This is a genomic window from Curtobacterium sp. VKM Ac-2865 (assembly GCF_015350905.1).
Lineage (GTDB): Bacteria > Actinomycetota > Actinomycetes > Actinomycetales > Microbacteriaceae > Curtobacterium.
Genome location: NZ_JADKRZ010000009.1, coordinates 39,452 through 59,847 on the forward strand (window position 1 = coordinate 39,452; position 20,396 = coordinate 59,847).

Consider the following 20,396-nt stretch of genomic DNA (forward strand, 5'->3'; position numbering starts at 1 on the left):
CCTCCATGCGGTTCCGTCTGGATCTGCACAAAGGATGTGGGCTCGCGCCGCCTCCGTGCACGGTTCGAGCCGACACCGGTGGTGCGGCGTCGTCTCGCGCTACGGCGTGAGCAGCAGCTTCCCGATGACGTCGCCGGACGCGATGCGTCGGTGCGCCTCGGCGGCCTCGGCGAGCGGCAGCACGGCGTCGACGACCGGGCGCACGCGACCGTCCACGACGAACGGCCAGACCTCGGCGCGGACGGCCTCGACGATCGCGGACTTCTCGGCGAGGGGCCGGGCGCGCAGGGTCGTGCCGCTGATCGTCGCGCGCTTGCGCATGAGCACCCCGAACGGCAGCGTGGCCTCGGACCCGCTGCCCGCGGCGATCACGGTGATGTGCCCGTTCGAGGCGAGCACGTCGAGGTTCCGCTCCAGGTAGTCCGGGCCGACGACGTCGAGCACGACGTCCACGCCGACACCGTCCGTGAACTCCTTCGCGCGGGCGACGAAGTCCTCGGTGCGGTGGTCGATCACCAGGTCTGCGCCGAGCTCGCGGGAGGCCGCGACCTTGCGCTCCCCACCGGACGTGGCGATCACCCGCGCGCCGAGCGCCTTCGCCCACAGGACCGCGTGCGACCCCATCCCGCCCGTGCCCCCGTGCACCAGGAGCGTCTGCCCCGGGCGGAGTCCGGCGATCATGCCGAGGTTCGAGTACACCGTGCAGGCCGCCTCGGGCAGGGCAGCTGCCTGCACCAGGTCGAGCCCGTCGGGCACCGGGAGGAGCTGCGAGGCGGGGACCACCGCGAGCGAGGCGTACCCGCCGCCCGCGAGCAGGGCGCACACGCGGTCGCCGACGGCCCACCCGGTGACGTCGGCGCCGAGGGCGCGGATGGTGCCGGAGACCTCGAGACCGAGCACGTCCGAGGCGCCGGGTGGCGGCGGGTAGTTCCCCTGCCGCTGCTGCAGGTCGGCGTTGTTGACCCCGGCAGCGGCGACCTCGACCAGGACCTCGCCGGCAGCCGGCGTCGGGTCGGGGAGTTCGGAGAGGGTGAGGACGTGCTCGTCGCCCGGGGCGTCGAAGGTGATGGCCTGCATGTCCTCGACGGTACGCGTCCATCCGAGTGGAGCATGTGTACGCTCGGCGTCGTTCCGAGGGCCGACCTGGCCCACGACGACCTGGGGGGACCACCACCATGAAGAAGACCGCCGCACTCACCACCGCCGTCGTCACGGCCCTGCTGCTCGCAGGCTGCGCCTCGGGCGGGTCCGGCGCCGACGCGACGCCCACGCCGAAGGCGCAGTCCAAGGCCGCGGCGTGCAAGTCGCTCGAGGGCGACATGAAGTCGGTGGCGAGCGAGCTGCAGGAGCAGGTGACGAACCTGCAGAGCGACCCCGACAAGGCCGTCGCCGAGCTGAAGAAGTTCGACCAGAAGCTCAAGGCCGCGACGGACGACGTGTCCAACGAGCAGGTCCACACGGCTGCGTCCGAGTTCGAGCAGTCGTTCTCGACCCTCGTCGGCAACCTGGAGACCTACGCGAAGGACCCCAAGTCCGCCGACGTCTCGAAGCTGCAGGCGTCCATCAAGGAGACGCAGTCCTCGACGAAGTCGCTCAGCAAGGTCTGCGGCTGAGCCGACCGCGCCCAGCGGCGGCTGAGCCGACCGCAGCCCACACGTCGGACGCGCCCCGGTCCTCCTGGCAGGAGGGTCGGGGCGCGTCGTCGTGCGCGGACGGACTAGGCGGTCGCGGTCGACCGGTCGAGCCGGTCGATGTCCTCCGGGCGCAGGCGGATGGTGACCGCGGTCACGGAGTCGAGGATCGACTGCGGGCGTGACGCACCGGGGATCGGGATGACCACGTCGCTCTTCGCGAGCTCCCACGCGAGGGCGATGACCTGCGGCGTGACCCCACGGTCCCGCGCCACGGTGGCGAAGTCCTGGTAGGTCGTGCCGAGGTCCGACGCGCCGGCGATGCCGCCGAGCGGGCTCCACGGCAGGAACGCGATGCTCATCTCGTCGCAGAGCTCGAGTTCGGCCTCGCTCGACCGGAACGCCGGCGAGTACTGGTTCTGCACGGACACCAGTCGCCCGTCCAGGACCTCGTTCGCCTGCCGGATCTGGTCGACGTCCGCGTTCGAGATGCCCGCCATCCGGATGACGCCCTCGTCGAGGAGCTCCGCGAGCGCCCCGATCGAGTCCGCGTACGGCACGGCCGGGTCCGGGCGGTGGAACTGGTACAGGTCGATCGTCTCGACGCCGAGGCGCTTCGCTGACGCCTTCGCCGCCTCCTTCAGGTAGGCGGGGTCGCCGTTCTGCGTCCAGTTGCCGGCCTCGGGGCGGAGGTGCCCGCCCTTCGTGGCGATGAGCACGCTGTCGGCGTCGCCGTGGAACTCGCGGACCGCGCGGCCGATGAGCTCCTCGTTGTGGCCGACCTCGTCGTGGCCGCCCAGGTGGTAGGCGTCCGCGGTGTCGATGAGGGTCACGCCCGCTTCGAGCGCGGCGTGGATGGTGGCGATGGAACGCCGTTCGTCGGGTCGTCCCTCGATGGACATCGGCATGCCGCCGAGTCCGATCGCGCTGACGTCGGTGTCACCGATGGTTCGCTGCTTCATGGGCCCAGCATGCGCTGTGCCGGCTGGCGGGGCTCAGGAACGGGGCGCGGTCGCGACCACCCACCGGCCTGGAGGCTCGTGGCGGCGCCGCACCGAGCCTCCCGTCCGGTGCGTGGCCGGGTCCAGGGCATGCGTCCGCATCAGACGACGTGGTACGTGTCGTTCGACGCCCGTCGTGTCGGATCCTGTCGACGGATGTGCTGCGTGCGCATCAAGCGACAGCGCAGCGATCAGGCGACGCTGCTGCTCGACCCCGTCGCCGCGCCGCCGTCCGAGGCGTCCACGAACACGACCCCGCCGACCGTGATGCACACGATCGCGAGCACGAAGCCGACCGCCGCGATCCACCACGACGTGCGCCGCCGGACCCACGCGCCGATCGCCAGCACGACCGTCGCGACGCCGATCACGAACGCGCCACCGACCGCGATCGCCGCGCCGCCGAACCAGCCGCCGGGGGTGCACCCGGCAGCCGCGTCGCACGAGGCGGTGGCCGAGGCGATCGCGACGACCGCGACGATCGCCGTGACGACCGTCAGCACCGCCCCGAACACCAGGAGCAGCACGGTGGAGATCCGGTCGGCGAGCTTGCCCGGCGGGAAGAGCGTCGAGCCTCCACGAGCCCAGGCGGCGGCTGCGCCGTCGGGACGGTGGGCGGGGTCGGGTGCTGACCAGGTCATCGTGTCCTCAGCGTGCTTCGACGCCGAAGGCCTCGGCGAGTCGTTGGATCTTCTGGGCGCGCCCGAGTCGGGGCAGGTCCGAGCCGTCGCGGATGACGCGCCCGCGGGCCTCGAAGTCGTCGAGGAAGTCCTGCGCCCAGGCCACGTCGGTCGGGGTGGGGGAGATGACCTCGTTGATGACCGGCAGCTGCTCGGTGTCCAGGCAGAGCTTGCCGGTCAGGCCGAGCGAGACCGCCACCTGCGACTGCTCGCGGAGGATCGGGTGCGACGAGCCGACCGTCGGGCCGTCGATCGGGCCGGGCAGGTCGCCCACGCGGGACGCCACCACGAGCCGGGACCGCGGGTACGCCATCGCCAGCGTGTCGGACGAGGTGCCGGTGTCGCGGCGGTAGTCACCGCTGCCGAACGCCAGGCGGAACGCGCCCTGGGCCCGGGCGATCGACACGGACTCCTCGATGCCCAGGGCGGACTCGACGAGGGCGATCACGGGGGTGTGCCCGCCGAGCCGGTGCCACGTGTCGGTGACCTGCGCCGGGCTCTCGGTCTTCGCGAGCATCACGCCCTGCAGCCCTGGCAGGCCGCGGAGCTCCTCGACGTCGTCCTCCCAGAAGTCGGTCGTGACGTCGTTGATCCGCACCCAGGCGTCGCCGCCACCGGTGAGCCACTCGGCCACGGTGGACCGGGCCGCGGGCTTCGCGGCCGGGTCGACGGCGTCCTCGATGTCGAGGATCACCTGGTCGGCGCGGGACCGGACCGAGCCGTCGAAGCGCTCGGACGCGGTGCCGGACACCAGCAGCCACGAGCGCGAGATCTCGGCGGGGACCGATCGACGCCGGGACGGAGCGGTGGTGGGCGGGGCGGGTCGGTCGTCGATGGCCATGCCACGTTGGTACCACAGACCGCACCGCCGCAACCTGTCCAGGACCTCGCCGATCTTGCCGAAACCACGGTTCATTGCCGGAGTGGTGCCGCGCTTCCGCTTACAGTGGGCGTTGTGTGGCGTGCGGACAGGGTGACCGACGGCGAGGACGACGTGAACGACGTCCCCGTCACGGGTTCCGACGCGCCCGGGGGCCAGGCGCACGACGACCACCGCGACGATCAGGACGACACGACGAGCACTCCGGACGCCACCACCGGCGCAGACACCGAGCACGACGGCGACGACCTGGGCCGGTCCCTCCAGCCCGAACTCCAGGTGACGAGCCCGCACGCGATCTCCCTCGGCGACCCCCGGCTCACGGCGACGAACGCCGCCGAGCCCGTCTGGGACGCCTGGCGTGAGCAGCTCGCGGGTGTCGGCGGCGCCAGCCCCCTCGTGCACTTCGCGGACCACCCCCGCGCCCGCATCGAGCTCTCGACGACCCACCCGGGTGGCCTCGCGCAGTTCATCACCGGCAAGACCACCCTGCTCTCGAGCCTGATCCGCGACGAGGTCGCCCTCCGCGCAGCCCGCATCGCCGCCGGGCACGTCGAGGCCAAGGGCACCGAGCTCGCCACCGTCCGCGGCATCGACGCCGTGAACCTCGGCATCGGCATGGCCGACTGGAAGCACGGCGACGAGCAGTTCCGCGGCCCGGTGCTCCTCCGCCCGCTGGCGATCCGCCGGCACGGCCGTGACTTCGAGGTCCGCCTGCTCGGCGAACCCGTGCTGAACCCGGCGCTCGCCGACGCCCTGCGCGAGCAGTTCGGCGTCACGCTCGACGCCCAGTCCTTCGTCGCGCTCGCGCAGCAGGACGGCTCCTTCACGCCGAACCCCGTGATCGACCGCCTGCGCGGGCTCACGGCGCACATCCCCGGCTTCTCCGTCCACGCCCGACTCGTCGTGTCGACGTTCGCCGAGGTCGCGGTCGGCCTGGTCGAGGACACGAAGGACCTCTCCCACCCGGTGCTCGACGCCCTCGCAGGCAACCCGAGCGCCAAGTGGCAGGTCGAGCAGTCGTACCACCCGGTCGAGCAGACCCCGTCGGACGAGCGCAGCCCGGACACGGACACGCTCCTCCTCGACGCCGACGACGAGCAGGAGAACGTGATCGCGCAGATCACGGCCGGCAACTCGATCGTCGTGAAGACCCTGCCCGGCACCGGCGGCACCCAGACCATCGTGAACGCGCTCGGTGGCCTCGTCGCCGCGAACAAGCGCGTCCTCGTGGTCAGCCCGCGCCGTGCGACCCTGCGTGGGATCGCCGCGCGCTTCGGCGAGGTCCAGCTGCCCGGCGTCGCGGTCACCCCCGCGACCCTGCGCCGTGACGTCGTCCGGGCGATCGCCCGCAACGAGAAGGCGACCCGGCCGAACCTCCGCGAAGTCGACGACGCCCTCGTCCGGCTCCGCAAGGTCCTCACCGACTACCGCGGCGCGCTGAGCCGCACCGACGCCGACTTCGGCGTCAGTGTGCTCGACTGCCTCGTCGAGCTCTCCCGGCTCTCGCTCCTGCCCGTGCCGCCGTCGACGACCGCCCGGCTGTCGAAGCAGTCCGTCAGCGCCATGGTCACCGGCCGGTCCCGCGTCGCCGAGACCATGGTCAGCGCCGCGAACCTCGGCGAGTTCCGCTACGGCCCCGACGACTCGCCCTGGTACGGCGCGAAGTTCTCCTCGAGCGACGGCGCCCAGCGTGCGCACCGGATCGCCAAGGAGCTGCACGGCGGCGCGCTGCCGACACTGCTGCAGCGCGCGCACGAGCTCATCGCGACGACGCGGATGCGCCAGTTCACGACGATCAACGAGCTCGGCATCTACCTCCGCCTGCTCACCGAGATCCGCGACACGCTCGACCGCTTCCTGCCCGTCGTGTTCGACCGCTCCGTGTCCGAGCTCGTCGCCGCCACTGCCCCGCGCGGCGAGGGCGCCCCGATGTCGAGCACCAACCGTCGTCGCCTCAAGAAGCTCGCGCGCGAGTACGTCCGACCGGGCGTGCACGTGTCCGACCTGCACGAGGCCCTGACCCGCGTGCAGCAGCAGCGCGTCCTCTGGCAGCGCTACGTCGCCGCCGGGGTGGCCCCCGAGGTCCCCACGGGCATCGCCGACGTGCAGGTGCTCTACTCGAACGTCACCGAGGACCTGGCGCGCCTGGACGAGCCGCTCGGCCGCAGCAGCCGCGACGAGCAGCTCGCGAACGTGCCCGTCGACCAGCTCCTGCCCTACATCGGGTCGCTCGCCGAGGAGTCCGACGTCCTGCACAACCTGCAGGAGCGCACCGAGCTCATGCAGACCCTGCGCGACCTGCAGCTCGAGCCCCTCATCACCGACCTCGCGAACCGCCACGTGCCGGACACCCAGGTGCCCGCGGAGCTCGAGCTCGCGTGGTGGCAGTCCGCGCTCGAGACCATGCTCGAGTCCGACCGGGCCCTGCTCGGCGCGAACACCGACATGCTCGACCGGGTCGAGGCCGACTTCCGCCTCGTCGACGACGCCCACGCAGCCGGGGTCTCGCAGGGCCTCGCGTGGCAGCTCGCCGAGAACTGGAAGGTCGGCCTCGTCGACTGGCCAGAAGAGGCAGCAGCGCTGAAGTCCCAGCTCAAGGACGGCGCGATCACCTCGCGGCTCCTGCAGGACTCCGCCCCGCACCTGTCCCGGTCGATCGCCCCGGTGTGGCTCGCGTCCCCGTACGAGGTCCCGCAGATCGCCGACACGATGCCGTTCGACACGGTCATCCTGGTCGACGCCGGCGCCGTGACCATCGCCGAGACGGTCGACGCCGTCCGCCGCGCACGCCAGACCGTCGTCTTCGGCGACCCGGTCACCCAGACGCCGTCACCGTTCCGGATCGCCGTGGACCCCGCGCACCGCGCACTCCAGGTGGACGAGGCGACGCTCGACGCCCTGCACGCCGACTCCGCACTCGCGAAGCTCTCGACGCTGCTGCCCACCCTCTCGCTCACGCGGTCGTACCGCGCCGGCGGCGAGGACCTGGCCGAGCTCGTGAACCGTCGCTTCTACGGCGGCCGGATCGAGTCGCTGCCGTGGGCCGGCTCGTTCCTCGGGCACGGGTCCATCGCGCTCGACTACGTCAGCGACGGCAAGGCCGTGCCGGACCCCGAGTCCGGTGCCGTGGAGAGCGTCGACGCCGAGGTGGACCGCGTCGTCCGGCTCGTCATCGACCACGCGCGCACCCGGCCGACCGAGTCGCTCATGGTCATCACCGCGTCGGCGAAGCACGCCGTGCGCGTCGAGCAGGCCGTGCTCACCGCGGCGCAGGGACACAAGGACCTGACCGAGTTCGTCATCGGCGACCGCGCCGAGCCGTTCATCGTCGCCACGCTCGAGCAGTCCGTGGCCCAGAGCCGCGACCGCGTCGTGTTCTCCATCGGCTACGGCCGCACGCCGCACGGCCGGGTCCTGCGCGACTTCGGTCCGCTCGGCAAGCCGGGTGGCGTGCGCCTGCTCGCGGTCGCCATGACCCGCGCCCGCCGCTCGATGGTCATCGTCACGTGCTTCCAGCCGTCCGACATCGAGGCCGAGCGCATGGGCCACGGCACCGTCGCCCTCGCCGAGATCCTGGCCGAGGTCCGCGCCCGCACCACCGCCGAGTACGTGCCGGACGACTCCGACCCGCTGCTCGTCGACCTGGCACGCCGACTCGAGATGCGCGGCATCCCCGTCGCCCTCGGACACCGCGGCAAGCTCGGCCTGGTCGCCGCGCACGGCGGGGTCTGCGTCACGATCGAGACCGACGCGTCGCTGGTCAAGGGGTCGCTGCGCGAGTCGCTGCGGCTCCGGCCCGAGGTGCTCCGTCGACTCGGCTGGCACTACGTGCGGGTGCACGCGTTCCAGCTGTTCTCCGACCCGGACCGCGTGGCGAACACCGTCGCGGCCGTGCTCGGGGTCGACCGCGGCGCGACGCAGGAGATCTCCATCCCACCCATTCCTGCACGCCGATGAGCAGGCGGGCCTCCCGGCCCACCGGTCCGGTCACGCCGGACACGGACCACCTGGTCGGATCGTGGACGCGAGCTGACGACGCGACGTCGGTCGAGCCTCCAGCCCGTCCTGTGGTCACCAGTGACCGGACGGGAGGCTCGGCTCGGCCGAGCAGACGCGTCACCACCCAGCCGGTGCCGGGTTCCGACCCGGCTCCCGCGCCGGAGCCGGAGCGGCATGCCTCCGGCGAGAACGACGCCCGACTGCTCGGGGACCGGCCTCCCCACTGGTGATGGGTACGCTGGAGATCTCAGAACCCGATCGAAAGCACCCGATGACCGACGCCGCACAGCGGACACGCCCCGACTGGCAGACCTGGCCGAACCTCATCACGCTCCTGCGGTTCCTGCTCATCCCCGTCTTCGTGACCCTGGTCGTGCAGGACCACCCCGGGTGGGCGCTCGTGTCCCTGGTGGTGCTCGGCGTCTCGGACTGGGCCGACGGCTTCATCGCGCGGAAGTTCGACCAGACGTCCAAGCTCGGCAAGGTGCTCGACCCCATCGCCGACCGGTTGGCGATCATCGCGATCGTGCTGTCGCTCGTGCTCGTCGGGCTGCTGCCGTGGATCGTCGTCGTGGTGATCGTCGTCGTCGACGCCGTGCTGGCACTGCTGTCGAGCGTGTGGTTCAACGGGGACCCCGACCTCGACGTGTCCTGGACGGGCAAGATCCGGTCGGCGCTGCTCTTCGTGGGGCTGCCGGTGCTGCTGTTCTCGTCGACCTCGTGGGCGTCGGAGCACCCCTGGATCCGCATCACCGCGCTCGTCTTCGTGTGGCTCGGCACCGCCGGGCACGTCGTCGCCGGCACGCAGTACGTCATGGCGCTGGTCGCGAAGCGCCGCGAGCGCGCGATCGCCGCGTAGGGCGCTGGCGCGCGTTCGTCCGGTGCCGGTCCGCCGGGGCCGTGGTTCGCGGCGTCGCCGCACAACGGAAACCGGCTCGCGCCACGGAACTCCTTGGCGCGAGCCGGTTTCGGTTGTGCGATGTCGATCGGCGCCAGGCGCCGACAGCCGGAGCGCGCCGCGCTACAGCTTCGTCGTGCCGCCGATGCCGGGGCCCTGGGGCGCGGTGCTCGGGGCGACGTGGGCGCCCGAGCCGGTGTTCGTCGGCTCGCCGTTCTGCGTGCGGAGCAGGTCGCGGATCTCGAGCAGCACCTCGACGTCAGTCGGCGGGACGTCCTGCGGCGTCTGCTCGGTGTCGTTCTTCACCCGTTCGAACGCGACCTTCTTGAGGTGGTTGACGGGCACGACGAGCGCGAAGTACACGACCGCGGCGACGATGACGAAGTTGATCACGGCGCCGATGATCGCGCCGAAGAGGATCTTCGCGTCCCCGCCGGAGACGGTCGGGATCGTCCACACCAGCGCCGTGTCGAGGCTCGAGGCGTTGAACACCGCACCGATCAGGGGGTTGATCAGGGCGTTGACGATGGTGGTGACGATCGCGGTGAACGCGGCACCGATCACGACGGCGACGGCCAGGTCGATCACGTTTCCGCGGAGCAGGAACTCCTTGAAGCCCTTCACGTGGGACTCCTTCCGGGTCGAGGACGGCCGCCGGTCGGCGACACCTCAACCTATCGGCGGAGACGGATCCGGGTCCGGGTCAGGACGCGGACGAACCAGACGACGACGACCCGGACGACGACGAGGACCCAGACGAGGACGACGACGAGGACCCGGACGACGACGCGGGCTTCGCGTCGGACTTCGCAGCAGCGGGCTTGGCGTCGGACGACCCCGACGACCCCGACCCCGACGACCCCTCGCCCTTCGGCGCCGGCCGCGAGTCGGTCCGGTAGAAGCCGCCGCCGTTGAACGTCACACCGACGGGGGAGAACACCTTGCGGAGCACACCGCCGCACGTGGGGCACTCGGTGAGCGTGGCGTCGGAGAAGGACTGCTTGATGTCGAACGCGGTGCCGCACTCGGTGCAGCGGTACGAGTAGGTGGGCACGTCTAACTCCGGAACGTGATGATGCGTGACGGCGTGATGATGCCGTCGACGGGTTCGTCGTGGGGTTCGCGCGGGACCTCGTCGAGGTACTCCGCGTCGAAGATCACAGCATAGACGGGCGGGCGGTCCGCCATGGACCCGAGGGTCTTGTCGTAGTAGCCGCGGCCCCAGCCCATCCGGACGCCGTCGTGCCCGACCGCCGCGGCCGGGGTGAGGATCGCGTCGACGTCGTTGATCGCGAGCGGGGAGAGCACCTCGCCGACGACCTCCGGCATGCCGAACAGGCCCTCGGTCTCCGAGCTCCCGTCGCCGACCGCCCAGTCGAGCAGGCCGTCCTCGCGGGTGACGGGCAGGAGCACCCGGATGTCGTGCTCGAACGCCCAGTTCAGGAACGGTCGCACGTTCGGTTCGTCCGATGCCGACAGGTACAGCGCGACGGACCGGACCTGCCGCTCCTCGGCGAACCGCTGCAGGGTCGCGGTGAGGTCGGCGGTGTCGGTGTCCCGCTCGGTGGTGGTCCTGGTGCGTCGCCGCTGCCGGAGCTCGGCCCGCAGCGCGCGCTTCTCGTTGCCGAGATCGGGGATCATGCGCAGGAGTCTAACGACCGCGGCGCAGACCGCCCCGCGGTGCGGGAACCCGCCAGACCTCCGCGCAAACCCCGTGTCCTCCGTTCCGGCGACATGACCCCGCAACCCCCATCGGATACGGTCATCGACATGGGCTTCCAGATTTCCAAGGCGGTGATCCCAGCTGCAGGGCTGGGCACTCGCTTCCTCCCCGCGACCAAGGCGATGCCGAAGGAGATGCTCCCCGTCGTCGACAAGCCAGCCATCCAGTACGTGGTGGAAGAGGCAGTCGACGCCGGTCTCACCGACGTGCTGATGATCACCGGGCGCAACAAGAACGCGCTCGAGAACCACTTCGACCACGTGTCGGAGCTCGAGGAGACCCTCCGCAAGAAGGGCGACCACGAGAAGCTCCAGAAGGTCAACCAGTCGACCGACCTCGCCGACATGCACTACGTCCGCCAGGGCGACCCGCTCGGCCTCGGCCACGCGGTGCTCCGCGCCAAGATGCACGTCGGCCGCGAACCCTTCGCCGTCCTCCTCGGCGACGACATCATCGACGCCCGTGACCCGCTGCTCAAGCGCATGATCGAGGTCCAGGGCCAGAAGAACGCCACCATCGTGGCTCTCCTCGAGGTCCCGGAGTCGCAGACCCACCTCTACGGCATCGCCACGGTCGAGCCGACCGACACCGACGACGTCGTGAAGATCACCGGTCTCGTCGAGAAGCCGGCACAGGGCGAAGCGCCCTCGAACCTGGCCATCATCGGCCGCTACGTCATCCGTCCCGAGGTCTTCGACGTCCTCGAGAAGCAGGAGCCGGGCAAGGGCGGCGAGATCCAGCTGACCGACGCGCTCATGAAGATGGCGAGCGCCGAGGAGTGGACCGGTGGCGTGTACGGCGTCGTGTTCCGTGGACGCCGGTACGACACGGGTGACAAACTCGACTACATCAAGGCGATCGTGCAGCTCGCCTCGGACCGCGCGGACCTCGGCCCCGACCTCAAGTCGTGGCTCAAGGAGTTCAACGCGGGCGAATGAGTCGACCCATCCCGTGCGGGTCCGGAGCACCCGGACCCGCACGGGACACCCGCTCCGGTGACCGCCGGGGCACCGGAGGAACCGCCCGATGACGACCATCCCGACCCTGTCCCACGGACGGGTCACCATCCGTCCCCTCCGGATCCGCGACTCGCGTGACCTCGACGTGGCCCTCGCGACGAACCGGTCCTGGCTCAGCACCTGGGAAGCGACCAACCCGTCCGGGTACGTCACCACCGACGTCCGTGGCAGCATCCGCGCGCTCCAGGCCAACGCCCGCGCGGGACTCGGACTGCCCTTCGCGATGGAGCTCGACGGCCGTTTCGTCGGTCAGCTCAACGTCTCCGGCATCAGCTTCGGCTCGCTCGCCAGCGCGTCCATCGGCTACTGGGTCGTCGAGGGCGCGGCCGGCCACAACGTCACGCCGATCGCCGTCGCCCTGGCCGCCGACCACTGCTTCCGCAACGCCGGCATCCACCGCCTCGAGATCTGCATCCGCCCGGAGAACGCCCCGTCGCTCCGCGTCGTCGAGAAGCTCGGGTTCCGGTACGAGGGACTCCGCCGTCGCTACATCCACATCAACGGCGACTGGCGCGACCACTTCTGCTTCGCCCTCGTCGCCGAGGAGGTGCGCGAGGGCGTCCTGGAGCGCTGGAACAGCGGCCAGGTCCCACTGGGTGTCGGCAGCGTCCCGCTCGCCGCCCGCGACGAGGCCGCCGCACCGATCGACACGGGTCGTCGCGCCTACTGACGTCCGCCTCGTGGCGCGTGGCGCCGGCCGGGAGGCCCGCCCCGCCTCCCGTGGATCTGCTCGCGACTCGCGCAACACACGTCCCCCAATCACGGGTGCGGTGAACGGCCACCCCTAGCCTTCCCCCATGGGATTCGGGTCATGGGGCGGCGGCATCGTCCTGCTGGTCGCGGCGGTGCTGTGGCTCGTGTACCTGATGCCCTCGTGGGCGGCACGGCGTGAGTACCTCGCCACCGAGCGGAACGCCATCCGACTGCAGCAGACCCTGCGCATCCTCGCGCAGACCGCCGAGCTGCCGGACGAGGTGCGCATCGAGATGAACGCGAAGTCCCTCGCCGAGGCGCAGAAGGTCGCGAAGTCGGAAGAAGCCAAGCGCGCCGCGATCGTCCGCGCGCACGAGGCCGCCCGTCAGCGCGAGATCACCCGTCGACTGGCCGAACAGGCCCCTGCGCTCGAGAAGGCGTCCTCCGTGCCAGCACTCACCGCCATGCGCATGCGTCGTTCCCGACTCGGCGCGACCCTGCTCGGCACCCTCGGTCTCGTCGTGGCGCTCGTCGTCCTCGTCGCGGTCCCCTCGGCCTGGCTCGTCGCCGTCGCCGGCATCGTCGCCGCCGGTGGGTCCGCAGCCGTCCTCGCCCAGCTGCACCAGGTGGCCCAGGCACGGAAGACCCGTGCCGCAGCGTCCGCGCCGGACGCCACCCGAGCCTCCAGGCCGGCCAGTGCGTGGACGGACCCGGCACCGCCGCTGCGGACGGAGACCGTCGCCGAGCCGTCCGAGACGGACCGCAGCTGGACGCCGGCACGCGTGCCGAAGCCCCTCTACGTGGAGCGGCCCGCCGCTCCCGCTGCCGCACCGGAGTCGTCGGCCGAGCTCGCTGCCCGGCTGAAGGAGCGCGTCGCCGCAGCCAAGGCCGAGGCGGACGCCGAGGCCGCTGCGATCCGGGCCGGGCAGACGGACCCGTCGCTGGCGACCGTGTCGCGGATGCGGCCCGACGTCGACGAGGCTGCGACCGCGCTGTCGGCGCACGACCAGGGCACCCTCGCGGAGCGGCTCGGGTTGCGGGCGACCGCGGAGCCGGCAGCACCGGCCGACCCGACGCCGCCAAGCAAGTGGGCCGGCATGGGCGTCATCGGGGACGACGCCTACGAGCAGGCCGACCTCGACGCGATCATGCGGCGCCGTCGCGCGGTCTGACCGACGGCACGCCCGAGGGCCGCTGGACGATTTCGGTTCCGCTCCGGGACGGTGCTAGTGTGGTCGAGCACTTGGGGCTATGGCGCAGTTGGTAGCGCGTCTCGTTCGCAATGAGAAGGTCAGGGGTTCGAATCCCCTTAGCTCCACCACGTGACAGAACGGCCCGGAACCCCACGGTTCCGGGCCGTTCTGCTGTCCGGCGGTCGTGCTGTGAGGTGACGTCGGATCGTTGCGCGGGTGGTCCGGCCGTGCCACGCTGGCCCTGAGCACCGGGCAGTGTCGCCCGGGCGGACGAAGGAGTCCCGCCATGACCTCGCACCTCAGCCCCTACCTGGGCTTCCGCGACGACGCCCGCCAGGCGATGGAGTTCTACCAGTCGGTGTTCGGCGGTGAACTCACCCTCGGCACCTTCGGCGAGATGCACGCCTCGGACGACCCGGACGAGGTCGACAAGGTCATGCACGCCCAGCTCGTGGCACCGAACGGGTTCCTCCTCATGGGGTCGGACACCCCGAAGGGCATGGAGCGCTCGTCGACGAGCAACATCTCGCTGTCGGTGTCCGGGGACGACGCCGACGACCTGCGCCGGTTCTTCGCCGCGCTGTCAGCGGGCGGCACGGTCATCGAGCCGCTGACCGTCGCGCCGTGGGGCGACGAGTTCGGCATGCTGACCGACCGGTTCGGCGTGACGTGGATGGTGAACGTCACCGGGGTCGGCCCCGTGTCCTCGTCCGGGGCGGGCGTCCACGCCTGACCGGCTGGGCATGACCCTCGGCGCGCAGCCGTCCGCGCGTCCCGTCGTCTGTCGGAGGGCGTCCCGTACGCTGACGGGGTCATGACTTCCTCGTTCACGCGTCGTTCGCTCCTGTCCCTCGCGGGTGTCGCCGGCATCGGCTTCGTCGCCGCGGCCTGCTCGTCGGACTCCCCGAAGGGCTCCGGCGCGTCCTCGGCTGCGGCCGGTGGGTCAGGTGCCGCGGGTCAGGCGTCCGGCGCGGCCTCGCGTCCGGCCACGGGTTCGGGTTCGGCCAAGGCCACCGCGAAGGCCCTCGCGCCCGCGCAGGTCCCGCTCACCGGTGGCGTCACGGTCACGGTGACCGGTGCCGGGCTCGCCGCGGTCCGCGGTGTCACCGTCGGTGGTGTCCCCGCGCGTGACGTCAAGGCGACCGCCACGAAGGTGACCTTCACCGCCCCGCACCAGGCGATGTACACGGCGGGTGACGCCGACGTCGCGCTCTTCGCCGACGCGATCGCCCCGGTCGCCTCGGCGAACCAGAGCTCGGACGGCAACGGCAGCGCCGCGAACGACGGCCAGAGCGGTTCGACGCAGGCCGACGCCGCGACGACCACGCCGGCTGCCCCGGCGACGCCGGACGCGTCCGCCGCCCTCGCCACGACGACGCTCGCGTACGCGACGCTCACCGCGGTCGACCGTCAGCTCGAGTACGCGATGCGGCACTGGAAGGACTACAACCTCGCCGAGTACGGCACCATGAACCCGATCGGTGGCGACTGCGCGAACTACGTCAGCCAGACGCTCATCGCCCGCGGGTGGAAGCAGCGCGACGACTGGTACAACCGTTCGGCCGGCGCAGCGCACTCGGCCACGTGGACGTACTGCCCGACGATGGACCCGTGGCTCGACGCCAACGCGGCGACGTTCGGCCTGACGCGGCGCTCCCTCGACGAGCGGGACAAGGTCAAGGTCGGGGACATCGTCTTCTACGACTGGAACCACAACGACTCCCCGGACCACACCACCATCGTGTCCGAGGTCTTCACCGAACCCGACGGCACGATCCGCATCAAGTCGGCCAGCCACAACCAGGACGGCCCCTACCGCGACCTCGACGAGATGATCACGGTGCAGCACCCGGGCGGCACCGCCTGGTTCCACACGTTCGACGCCTAGCGCGTCCCGCCCCGCAGGGCTCGCGCCTCAGGGGTACCCGAGGAACCAGAGCAGCACGACGGCCACCGGCTGCAGGCCCACCCCGACGCACAACCACGTCACCGCCCGACGCCGCGTCCGGACGAACACGTCCGACCTCAGGAGCGGCGCCGTCGGCATGAGCAACCGCGGCAGGCTCTGCTGCGGCAGGAACACCGCGACCAGGTAGAGCACGTACGCACCCGCGAACCCGACGACCTCTGGTCCGAGCGCTCGGACGTCACGGCGCCGGAAGAACCACAGCGCTCCGGCCAGCACCGCCACGACGAGCACGATGCCGAGCGGCCCGAGCCACCGTCCCGCCATCACGAACCACGGCGTCAACGGCGCGAAGTGCTGCCGGCCGACGAACCCCACCCACCACGACAACTCCGTCGCCAGGTAGGCGTCCGACCGGCCGGTCACCGCGCCGGCGACCACCGGCCACGCGAGCCCGGCCGCGGCGACGACGAGCCCCGCCACGACGATCGCCGCCCGGTCGCGCCAGGGGAAGCCCCCGGCAGCCCGACCATCGCGCATCCAGGCGACCCACCGCACGACGAGGTGCACCGCGAGGGCGACCGCGAGCGCCAGCACCCCGGGCTTCGTGAACGCCGCGACCGTCCCGAGCACCGCGACCAGCCAGTACCGCCGGCGCACCAGCGCGAGCAGCCCGCCGAACAGCAGCAGCAGCACCGTGCTCTCCGCGTAGGCGACCTGCAGCAGGAACCCCGTCGGCCCGAACGCGAACAGCGCCGTCGCCCAGCGCGCGCGGTACGGGTTGCCGACGGCGAGCACCAGGCGGTACAGCAGCACGCAGGCGCCGGCTCCGGCGAGGCTCGCCACGACGACACCGGCGACCCAGAACGACCCGCCGGTGACCGTCATCACCACGCGCACGAGCGCCGGGAACACCGGCAGGAACGCCCACGGGTTCGGCAGGACGTGGCCGGCGCCGTCCGTCGGAAGGGTCCGCGGGTAGCCGTGCTCGGCGATGGTCCGGTAGAAGGACGCGTCCCACGAGCCGGAGAAGGTCGCGAAGGAGGGATCACGGCGGTACGACGCGAAGTCCCAGCCGTTCGCCGTCGCGACGACGAACATCGTCACGAGCAGCGCCGTGCTGACGACCCGGGAGCCCAGCCAGATCACGAGCGGCGCGGTCCACCCGCTGTGCCGTCCCGTCATCAGGGTGCGGACACCCGGACGGGAGGCCCGGGTCGTCTCCGCCACGCTCGTCACCCGGACGATCCTCGCAGACCAGGGCCGTTGTCCGGTCCGCGACGACGATCAGCAGACGCCGAGGTGGACGGGCGTTGCCTCGGACAGACCCTGGAACACCCTTCGAGAGGAACACCATGCCGTTCATCACCGTCGGCGCCGAGAACGGGCACGACATCGACCTGCACTACGACGACTTCGGGTCGGGCGACCCCGTCGTGCTCATCCACGGCTGGCCGTTGTCCGGTCGCTCGTGGGAGGGCCAGGTCCCGGCGCTCGTCGAGGCCGGCCACCGCGTCATCGCCTACGACCGCCGTGGCTTCGGTCAGTCGTCGCAGCCCTGGAACGGGTACGACTACGACACCTTCGCCGCCGACCTGAACACGCTCATCGACCAGCTCGGGCTGCAGAACGTCACGCTGATCGGCTTCTCGATGGGCGGCGGTGAGCTCGCGCGCTACGTCTCGACGTACGGCACGGGCAAGGTCGCCAAGCTCGTCTTCGCCAGCGCCGTCCCGCCGTACCTCTGGAAGTCGGACGAGAACCCGGAGGGCGGCGTCGACCAGGACCTCGCCGACTGGTTCTCGAACGGCATCACCGGCGACCGCCCGGCGTTCCTGCACGAGTTCATCGACATGTTCTACACGGCCGGCGGCAAGCCCTCGCTCGTGAAGAAGCCCCTCGTCAGCGAGGACCAGCGGGCCTACGACCTGGCGATCGCCGAACTGGCCTCGCCGAAGGGCACGCTCGACTGCACGGCCGCGTTCGCGACGACGGACTTCCGTGACGACCTGACCAAGGTCGACGTCCCGACGCTCGTCATCCACGGTGACTCCGACGGCATCGTGCCGTTCGAGGTCTCCGGGCAGCGCACCGCCGCCGCGATCCCGAACGCGCAGACCCACGTCATCGAGGGCGGCCCGCACGGCGTCCTCGCGTCGCACCGCGACGAGTGGAACCAGGTCGTCCTGCGCTTCCTCGCGTCCTGACGCGCTCCCCGCGCTGACGCGTGCCTGACGCGCGCTGACCCGCGCGTCGAGGGAGCAGCAATGGTCGGGTCCATCTCGTGGACCCGACCATTGCTGCTCCCTGGGACGAGCCTCCTGGCTAGTGCCCGGTGACCGCGCGCCGGATCTGCTCGATCGGGACCTTCGGGGTGCGGTCGGCGTTCAGCAGGCCGTTCGTCTCCTGCATCGTGTCCGTGAGTTGCGTGTAGCAGGACCCGGCGAGGAACGAGCTCGCACGGATCGCGTCGTAGAGCGCGGTGATGCGGGCGATCCAGTCGTCGCCGTCGCTGGCCGAGGTGTAGCCCCAGGCGTCCTCGCGCTTCGAGCCGGGCTGGTAGTTCACCCCGCCGAACTCGGTCAGCATCACCGGCTGGCCCAGGTCCTCCGCCCCGCCGACGAGCACGCGCCGGTCGGCCGGACCCATCCCGTGGAACAGCTCGGAGCGCGCGGTGTCGTCGGCGTAGGTCGCCGCGAGCCGGGTGCCGTCGCCCTCGTAGTCGTGGACCGTGATGATGTCCGAGTCGGGGTGTTCCCACCCGTCGTTCGAGATGACCGGACGGGTTGAGTCGATGGCTCGGGTCACGTCGGCGAGCGACCGGGCGTAGGCCTGCTGCGCCGGGTCCGTGGCGATGTGCTGCACGCCCCAGCTCTCGTTCGCGGGGACCCAGGTGACGATGGAGGGGTGCGAGGCGTCGCGCTCGACGGCGTCCATCCACTCCCGCATCAGCCGCTGGACGGCTCGCGGGGAGAACTCGTAGGCGCCGGGGGCCTCGCCCCAGACGAGCAGCCCGAGGCGGTCCGCCCAGTACAGGAACCGCGGGTCCTCGATCTTCTGGTGGTTCCGGGCCGCGTTGAAGCCGAGCTCCTTGATGAGCTCGACCTCGCGGCGCAGGGCCGCGCGCGACGGTGCTGCGAGGTGCGAGTCCGGCCAGTAGCCCTGGTTGAGGACGCTGCGGACGTCGTGGCTCCGGCCGTTGAGCAGGAACGCGCCGCCGTCGACCCCCACGGTGCGGACGCCGAAGTACGACGCCACGGTGTCGATCGGCTCGCCGTCGCGGGAGAGCAGGGCGACGGTGGCGTCGACCAAGCGGGGGTGCTCCGGCGACCAGTGCAGCTCGTCCTCGGCCTGCCCGTTCGCCTGGCGGGAGAGGGGCACGAGGACGTCGAACTCGGTGGCGGTGTCGCCGACGGTGGACTCGATCGTCGCGAGGTGCTCGTCGTGCTCGTCCCAGCGGGCCTCGACGCGCAGCCGTTCCCCGCCCGCCCGGACCCCGGCGAAGCGGACCGTCAGCCGGAGCGTCGCGTGGTCGACGTTCGTCCAGCGGAGGTACGCGATGGACGCACTCGGCACGGCTTCGAGCCAGACGGTCTGCCAGATCCCGGTGGTGCGGCGGTACCAGATGGTGTGCGGGTCCTCGTGCCAGTCCTGCTTGCCACGGGGCTGCGTCAGGTCGTGCGGGTCGTCCTCGGCCCGGACGACCAGGGTGTGTTCGGCATCGGGGTCCGTGCCGAGGGCGTCGGTGACGTCGAACGCGAACGGGGTGTGACCGCCCTCGTGCTCGCCGATGAACTGGCCGTCGATCCAGACCCGGGCGCGGTGGTCGACGGCGCCGAAGTGCAGCACCAGCCGGGGGGCGGTGTCGCTGAGGCCGGCGGCGTCGAGGTCGCTGCGGGTGATCGTGCGGGAGTACCAGACGACGGGGTGGAAGCCCGGTTCGTCGATGCCCGACGCCACGGACTCGGGCGGGAACGGCACGGTGATGTCACGAGCGTCGGGGAAGCCCGACCGCCAGGCGCTGTCGTCGCCGTCGTTCCGGAACGACCACGTGCCGTCGAGGTCGGCCCAGTGCTCGCGGAGCATCTGGGGCCGGGGGTACGTGCCGTCCTGCTGGGTGGCGAGGGGGAGGCCTGTTGATGCGCTGGTGGATGCGGCGACGGTGCCGTCGAGCGTGCTCATGGCTCCATGCTGGCGCATCGGTACATCGTTGTAAACCGTTGCTGGCAACCGCACGCGTGCCCGATCGCCGGCCCGATCACCGGCCCGATCAGTCTCGGCGTCTCTGCGTCTCGGCGTCTCGGCGGGTCGCGTCAGCCGATCGCTGCGTCGCGCGTCAGGACCATGACGTCCATGCGTCCCTGCTGGACGACCAGGTCGTGCTGGTTCCGGAGCGTGACCTGGCGTTCGACGATGCCGGTCGTGCCGGAGCTGGTCAGACGCGTCGACAGGATCTCGACCTGACACGTGACCGTGTCCCCGATGAAGACCGGCGCCGTGAAGCGCCACTGGTCGATCCCGAGCAGCGCGACCGCGGAGCCCTCGAACACGCCGGTGCGGGCGATCAGCCCCACGCAGAGCGAGGCACCGAGCATCCCGTGCACGATCCGCTGGCCGTACCGGGTCTGCGCGGCGAACTCGACGTCCGTGTGCACCTGGTTGTTGTCGTTCGTCCACGAGGCGAACGACACCACGTCGGCCTCGGTGATCGTGCGACCCGGGGTCGTGAAGGTCTGTCCGGCGACGAGGTCCTCGAGGTAGTGGGGCACG

Annotated in this window: 18 protein-coding genes, 1 tRNA gene and 1 pseudogene; 10 read left to right on the forward strand and 10 right to left on the reverse strand. The window is 71.5% G+C overall.

Features of this window, described 5'->3' with window-relative positions; genetic code table 11:
- Positions 1 to 99: 99 nt before the first annotated feature.
- On the reverse strand, positions 100 to 1,077 hold the full coding sequence (locus ITJ54_RS17490) for an NAD(P)H-quinone oxidoreductase (RefSeq protein ID WP_194630540.1): 978 nt from the start codon (positions 1,075 to 1,077) through the stop codon (positions 100 to 102).
- 98 nt (positions 1,078 to 1,175) lie between these two features.
- On the opposite strand from ITJ54_RS17490, the gene ITJ54_RS17495 reads away from it, so the two are divergent.
- The gene (locus ITJ54_RS17495) at positions 1,176 to 1,613 is read left to right on the forward strand and encodes a hypothetical protein (RefSeq protein WP_194630542.1); all 438 of its coding nucleotides are present in this window, start codon (positions 1,176 to 1,178) and stop codon (positions 1,611 to 1,613) included.
- Positions 1,614 to 1,717: 104 nt separating this feature from the next.
- Here ITJ54_RS17495 and ITJ54_RS17500 read toward each other — a convergent pair whose 3' ends face one another.
- From ITJ54_RS17500 to ITJ54_RS17510, 3 genes and pseudogenes are all read right to left on the reverse strand, one after another.
- Positions 1,718 to 2,593: an aldo/keto reductase gene (locus tag ITJ54_RS17500; protein WP_194630544.1), complete on the reverse strand. Its 876-nt coding sequence runs from the start codon at positions 2,591 to 2,593 to the stop codon at positions 1,718 to 1,720.
- Between the two features lie 230 nt (positions 2,594 to 2,823).
- Positions 2,824 to 3,282, reverse strand: a pseudogene (locus tag ITJ54_RS17505) (DUF6264 family protein); the annotation flags it as partial.
- Entirely contained in the window at positions 3,281 to 4,153 is an 873-nt protein-coding gene (locus ITJ54_RS17510) for an HpcH/HpaI aldolase/citrate lyase family protein (RefSeq protein ID WP_194630549.1), read from the reverse strand. The gene ITJ54_RS17510 and the pseudogene ITJ54_RS17505, both read right to left, overlap by 2 nt.
- Positions 4,154 to 4,285: 132 nt before the next feature.
- Here ITJ54_RS17510 and ITJ54_RS17515 point away from each other — a divergent pair, with 132 nt between their 5' ends.
- Both ITJ54_RS17515 and ITJ54_RS17520 read left to right on the forward strand, forming a co-directional pair.
- Positions 4,286 to 8,152 carry an AAA family ATPase gene (locus ITJ54_RS17515; protein ID WP_323741779.1) on the forward strand — a complete coding sequence of 1,289 codons (3,867 nt, stop codon included), beginning with the start codon at positions 4,286 to 4,288 and terminating at the stop codon, positions 8,150 to 8,152.
- 313 nt (positions 8,153 to 8,465) lie between these two features.
- Positions 8,466 to 9,053 (forward strand): CDP-alcohol phosphatidyltransferase family protein, encoded by a 588-nt coding sequence (locus ITJ54_RS17520; protein WP_194630551.1) that lies wholly within the window; start codon positions 8,466 to 8,468, stop codon positions 9,051 to 9,053.
- Positions 9,054 to 9,215: 162 nt separating this feature from the next.
- Here the strand turns inward: ITJ54_RS17520 and mscL are convergent, their stop codons facing one another.
- The 3 genes from mscL to ITJ54_RS17535 all read right to left on the reverse strand — a co-directional run bounded on the left by mscL (position 9,216) and on the right by ITJ54_RS17535 (position 10,733).
- A complete protein-coding gene (gene mscL, locus ITJ54_RS17525) occupies positions 9,216 to 9,716 on the reverse strand; it encodes a large conductance mechanosensitive channel protein MscL (RefSeq protein ID WP_194630553.1) in 501 nt (166 codons plus the stop codon).
- A 79-nt stretch (positions 9,717 to 9,795) separates the two neighbouring features.
- Entirely contained in the window at positions 9,796 to 10,146 is a 351-nt protein-coding gene (locus tag ITJ54_RS17530; protein ID WP_194630555.1) for an FmdB family zinc ribbon protein, read from the reverse strand.
- 2 nt (positions 10,147 to 10,148) lie between these two features.
- The gene (locus ITJ54_RS17535) at positions 10,149 to 10,733 is read right to left on the reverse strand and encodes a 5-formyltetrahydrofolate cyclo-ligase (RefSeq protein ID WP_194630557.1); all 585 of its coding nucleotides are present in this window, start codon (positions 10,731 to 10,733) and stop codon (positions 10,149 to 10,151) included.
- Between the two features lie 129 nt (positions 10,734 to 10,862).
- Here ITJ54_RS17535 and galU point away from each other — a divergent pair, with 129 nt between their 5' ends.
- The 6 genes from galU (at position 10,863) to ITJ54_RS17565 (ending at position 15,608) form a co-directional block, all read left to right on the forward strand.
- Positions 10,863 to 11,753 carry a UTP--glucose-1-phosphate uridylyltransferase GalU gene (gene galU / locus ITJ54_RS17540; protein ID WP_194630559.1) on the forward strand — a complete coding sequence of 297 codons (891 nt, stop codon included), beginning with the start codon at positions 10,863 to 10,865 and terminating at the stop codon, positions 11,751 to 11,753.
- An 88-nt stretch (positions 11,754 to 11,841) separates the two neighbouring features.
- On the forward strand, positions 11,842 to 12,504 hold the full coding sequence (locus ITJ54_RS17545; protein WP_194630561.1) for a GNAT family N-acetyltransferase: 663 nt from the start codon (positions 11,842 to 11,844) through the stop codon (positions 12,502 to 12,504).
- A gap of 127 nt (positions 12,505 to 12,631) precedes the next feature.
- Positions 12,632 to 13,699: a hypothetical protein gene (locus tag ITJ54_RS17550; protein WP_194630563.1), complete on the forward strand. Its 1,068-nt coding sequence runs from the start codon at positions 12,632 to 12,634 to the stop codon at positions 13,697 to 13,699.
- A 73-nt stretch (positions 13,700 to 13,772) separates the two neighbouring features.
- Positions 13,773 to 13,848: transfer RNA gene (locus ITJ54_RS17555), tRNA-Ala, on the forward strand.
- A gap of 158 nt (positions 13,849 to 14,006) precedes the next feature.
- On the forward strand, positions 14,007 to 14,453 hold the full coding sequence (locus tag ITJ54_RS17560; protein ID WP_194630565.1) for a VOC family protein: 447 nt from the start codon (positions 14,007 to 14,009) through the stop codon (positions 14,451 to 14,453).
- A gap of 81 nt (positions 14,454 to 14,534) precedes the next feature.
- Positions 14,535 to 15,608: an amidase domain-containing protein gene (locus ITJ54_RS17565; RefSeq protein ID WP_194630567.1), complete on the forward strand. Its 1,074-nt coding sequence runs from the start codon at positions 14,535 to 14,537 to the stop codon at positions 15,606 to 15,608.
- Positions 15,609 to 15,635: 27 nt separating this feature from the next.
- Here the strand turns inward: ITJ54_RS17565 and ITJ54_RS17570 are convergent, their stop codons facing one another.
- Positions 15,636 to 16,865 carry a hypothetical protein gene (locus ITJ54_RS17570; protein WP_194630569.1) on the reverse strand — a complete coding sequence of 410 codons (1,230 nt, stop codon included), beginning with the start codon at positions 16,863 to 16,865 and terminating at the stop codon, positions 15,636 to 15,638.
- 116 nt (positions 16,866 to 16,981) lie between these two features.
- On the opposite strand from ITJ54_RS17570, the gene ITJ54_RS17575 reads away from it, so the two are divergent.
- Complete coding sequence (locus ITJ54_RS17575; RefSeq protein WP_194630571.1) at positions 16,982 to 17,833, forward strand: alpha/beta fold hydrolase; 852 nt, start codon at positions 16,982 to 16,984, stop codon at positions 17,831 to 17,833.
- A 118-nt stretch (positions 17,834 to 17,951) separates the two neighbouring features.
- On the opposite strand, the gene ITJ54_RS17580 is transcribed toward ITJ54_RS17575, so the two are convergent.
- A complete protein-coding gene (locus tag ITJ54_RS17580; protein WP_194630573.1) occupies positions 17,952 to 19,808 on the reverse strand; it encodes a glycoside hydrolase family 2 protein in 1,857 nt (618 codons plus the stop codon).
- A gap of 131 nt (positions 19,809 to 19,939) precedes the next feature.
- Entirely contained in the window at positions 19,940 to 20,395 is a 456-nt protein-coding gene (locus ITJ54_RS17585; protein WP_194630576.1) for a MaoC/PaaZ C-terminal domain-containing protein, read from the reverse strand.
- Between the last annotated feature and the right edge of the window lies 1 nt (position 20,396).

What these genes read in the sequence shown, in the direction of transcription:
- ITJ54_RS17490 (WP_194630540.1), bottom strand. Translation starts at nt 1,077, where the DNA reads ATGCAGGCCATCACCTTCGACGCCCCGGGCGACGAGCACGTCCTCACC.
- ITJ54_RS17495 (WP_194630542.1), top strand. Translation starts at nt 1,176, where the DNA reads ATGAAGAAGACCGCCGCACTCACCACCGCCGTCGTCACGGCCCTGCTG.
- ITJ54_RS17500 (WP_194630544.1), bottom strand. Translation starts at nt 2,593, where the DNA reads ATGAAGCAGCGAACCATCGGTGACACCGACGTCAGCGCGATCGGACTC.
- ITJ54_RS17510 (WP_194630549.1), bottom strand. Translation starts at nt 4,153, where the DNA reads ATGGCCATCGACGACCGACCCGCCCCGCCCACCACCGCTCCGTCCCGG.
- ITJ54_RS17520 (WP_194630551.1), top strand. Translation starts at nt 8,466, where the DNA reads ATGACCGACGCCGCACAGCGGACACGCCCCGACTGGCAGACCTGGCCG.
- ITJ54_RS17535 (WP_194630557.1), bottom strand. Translation starts at nt 10,733, where the DNA reads ATGATCCCCGATCTCGGCAACGAGAAGCGCGCGCTGCGGGCCGAGCTC.
- galU (WP_194630559.1), top strand. Translation starts at nt 10,863, where the DNA reads ATGGGCTTCCAGATTTCCAAGGCGGTGATCCCAGCTGCAGGGCTGGGC.
- ITJ54_RS17545 (WP_194630561.1), top strand. Translation starts at nt 11,842, where the DNA reads ATGACGACCATCCCGACCCTGTCCCACGGACGGGTCACCATCCGTCCC.
- ITJ54_RS17550 (WP_194630563.1), top strand. Translation starts at nt 12,632, where the DNA reads ATGGGATTCGGGTCATGGGGCGGCGGCATCGTCCTGCTGGTCGCGGCG.
- ITJ54_RS17560 (WP_194630565.1), top strand. Translation starts at nt 14,007, where the DNA reads ATGACCTCGCACCTCAGCCCCTACCTGGGCTTCCGCGACGACGCCCGC.
- ITJ54_RS17565 (WP_194630567.1), top strand. Translation starts at nt 14,535, where the DNA reads ATGACTTCCTCGTTCACGCGTCGTTCGCTCCTGTCCCTCGCGGGTGTC.
- ITJ54_RS17575 (WP_194630571.1), top strand. Translation starts at nt 16,982, where the DNA reads ATGCCGTTCATCACCGTCGGCGCCGAGAACGGGCACGACATCGACCTG.
- ITJ54_RS17580 (WP_194630573.1), bottom strand. Translation starts at nt 19,808, where the DNA reads ATGAGCACGCTCGACGGCACCGTCGCCGCATCCACCAGCGCATCAACA.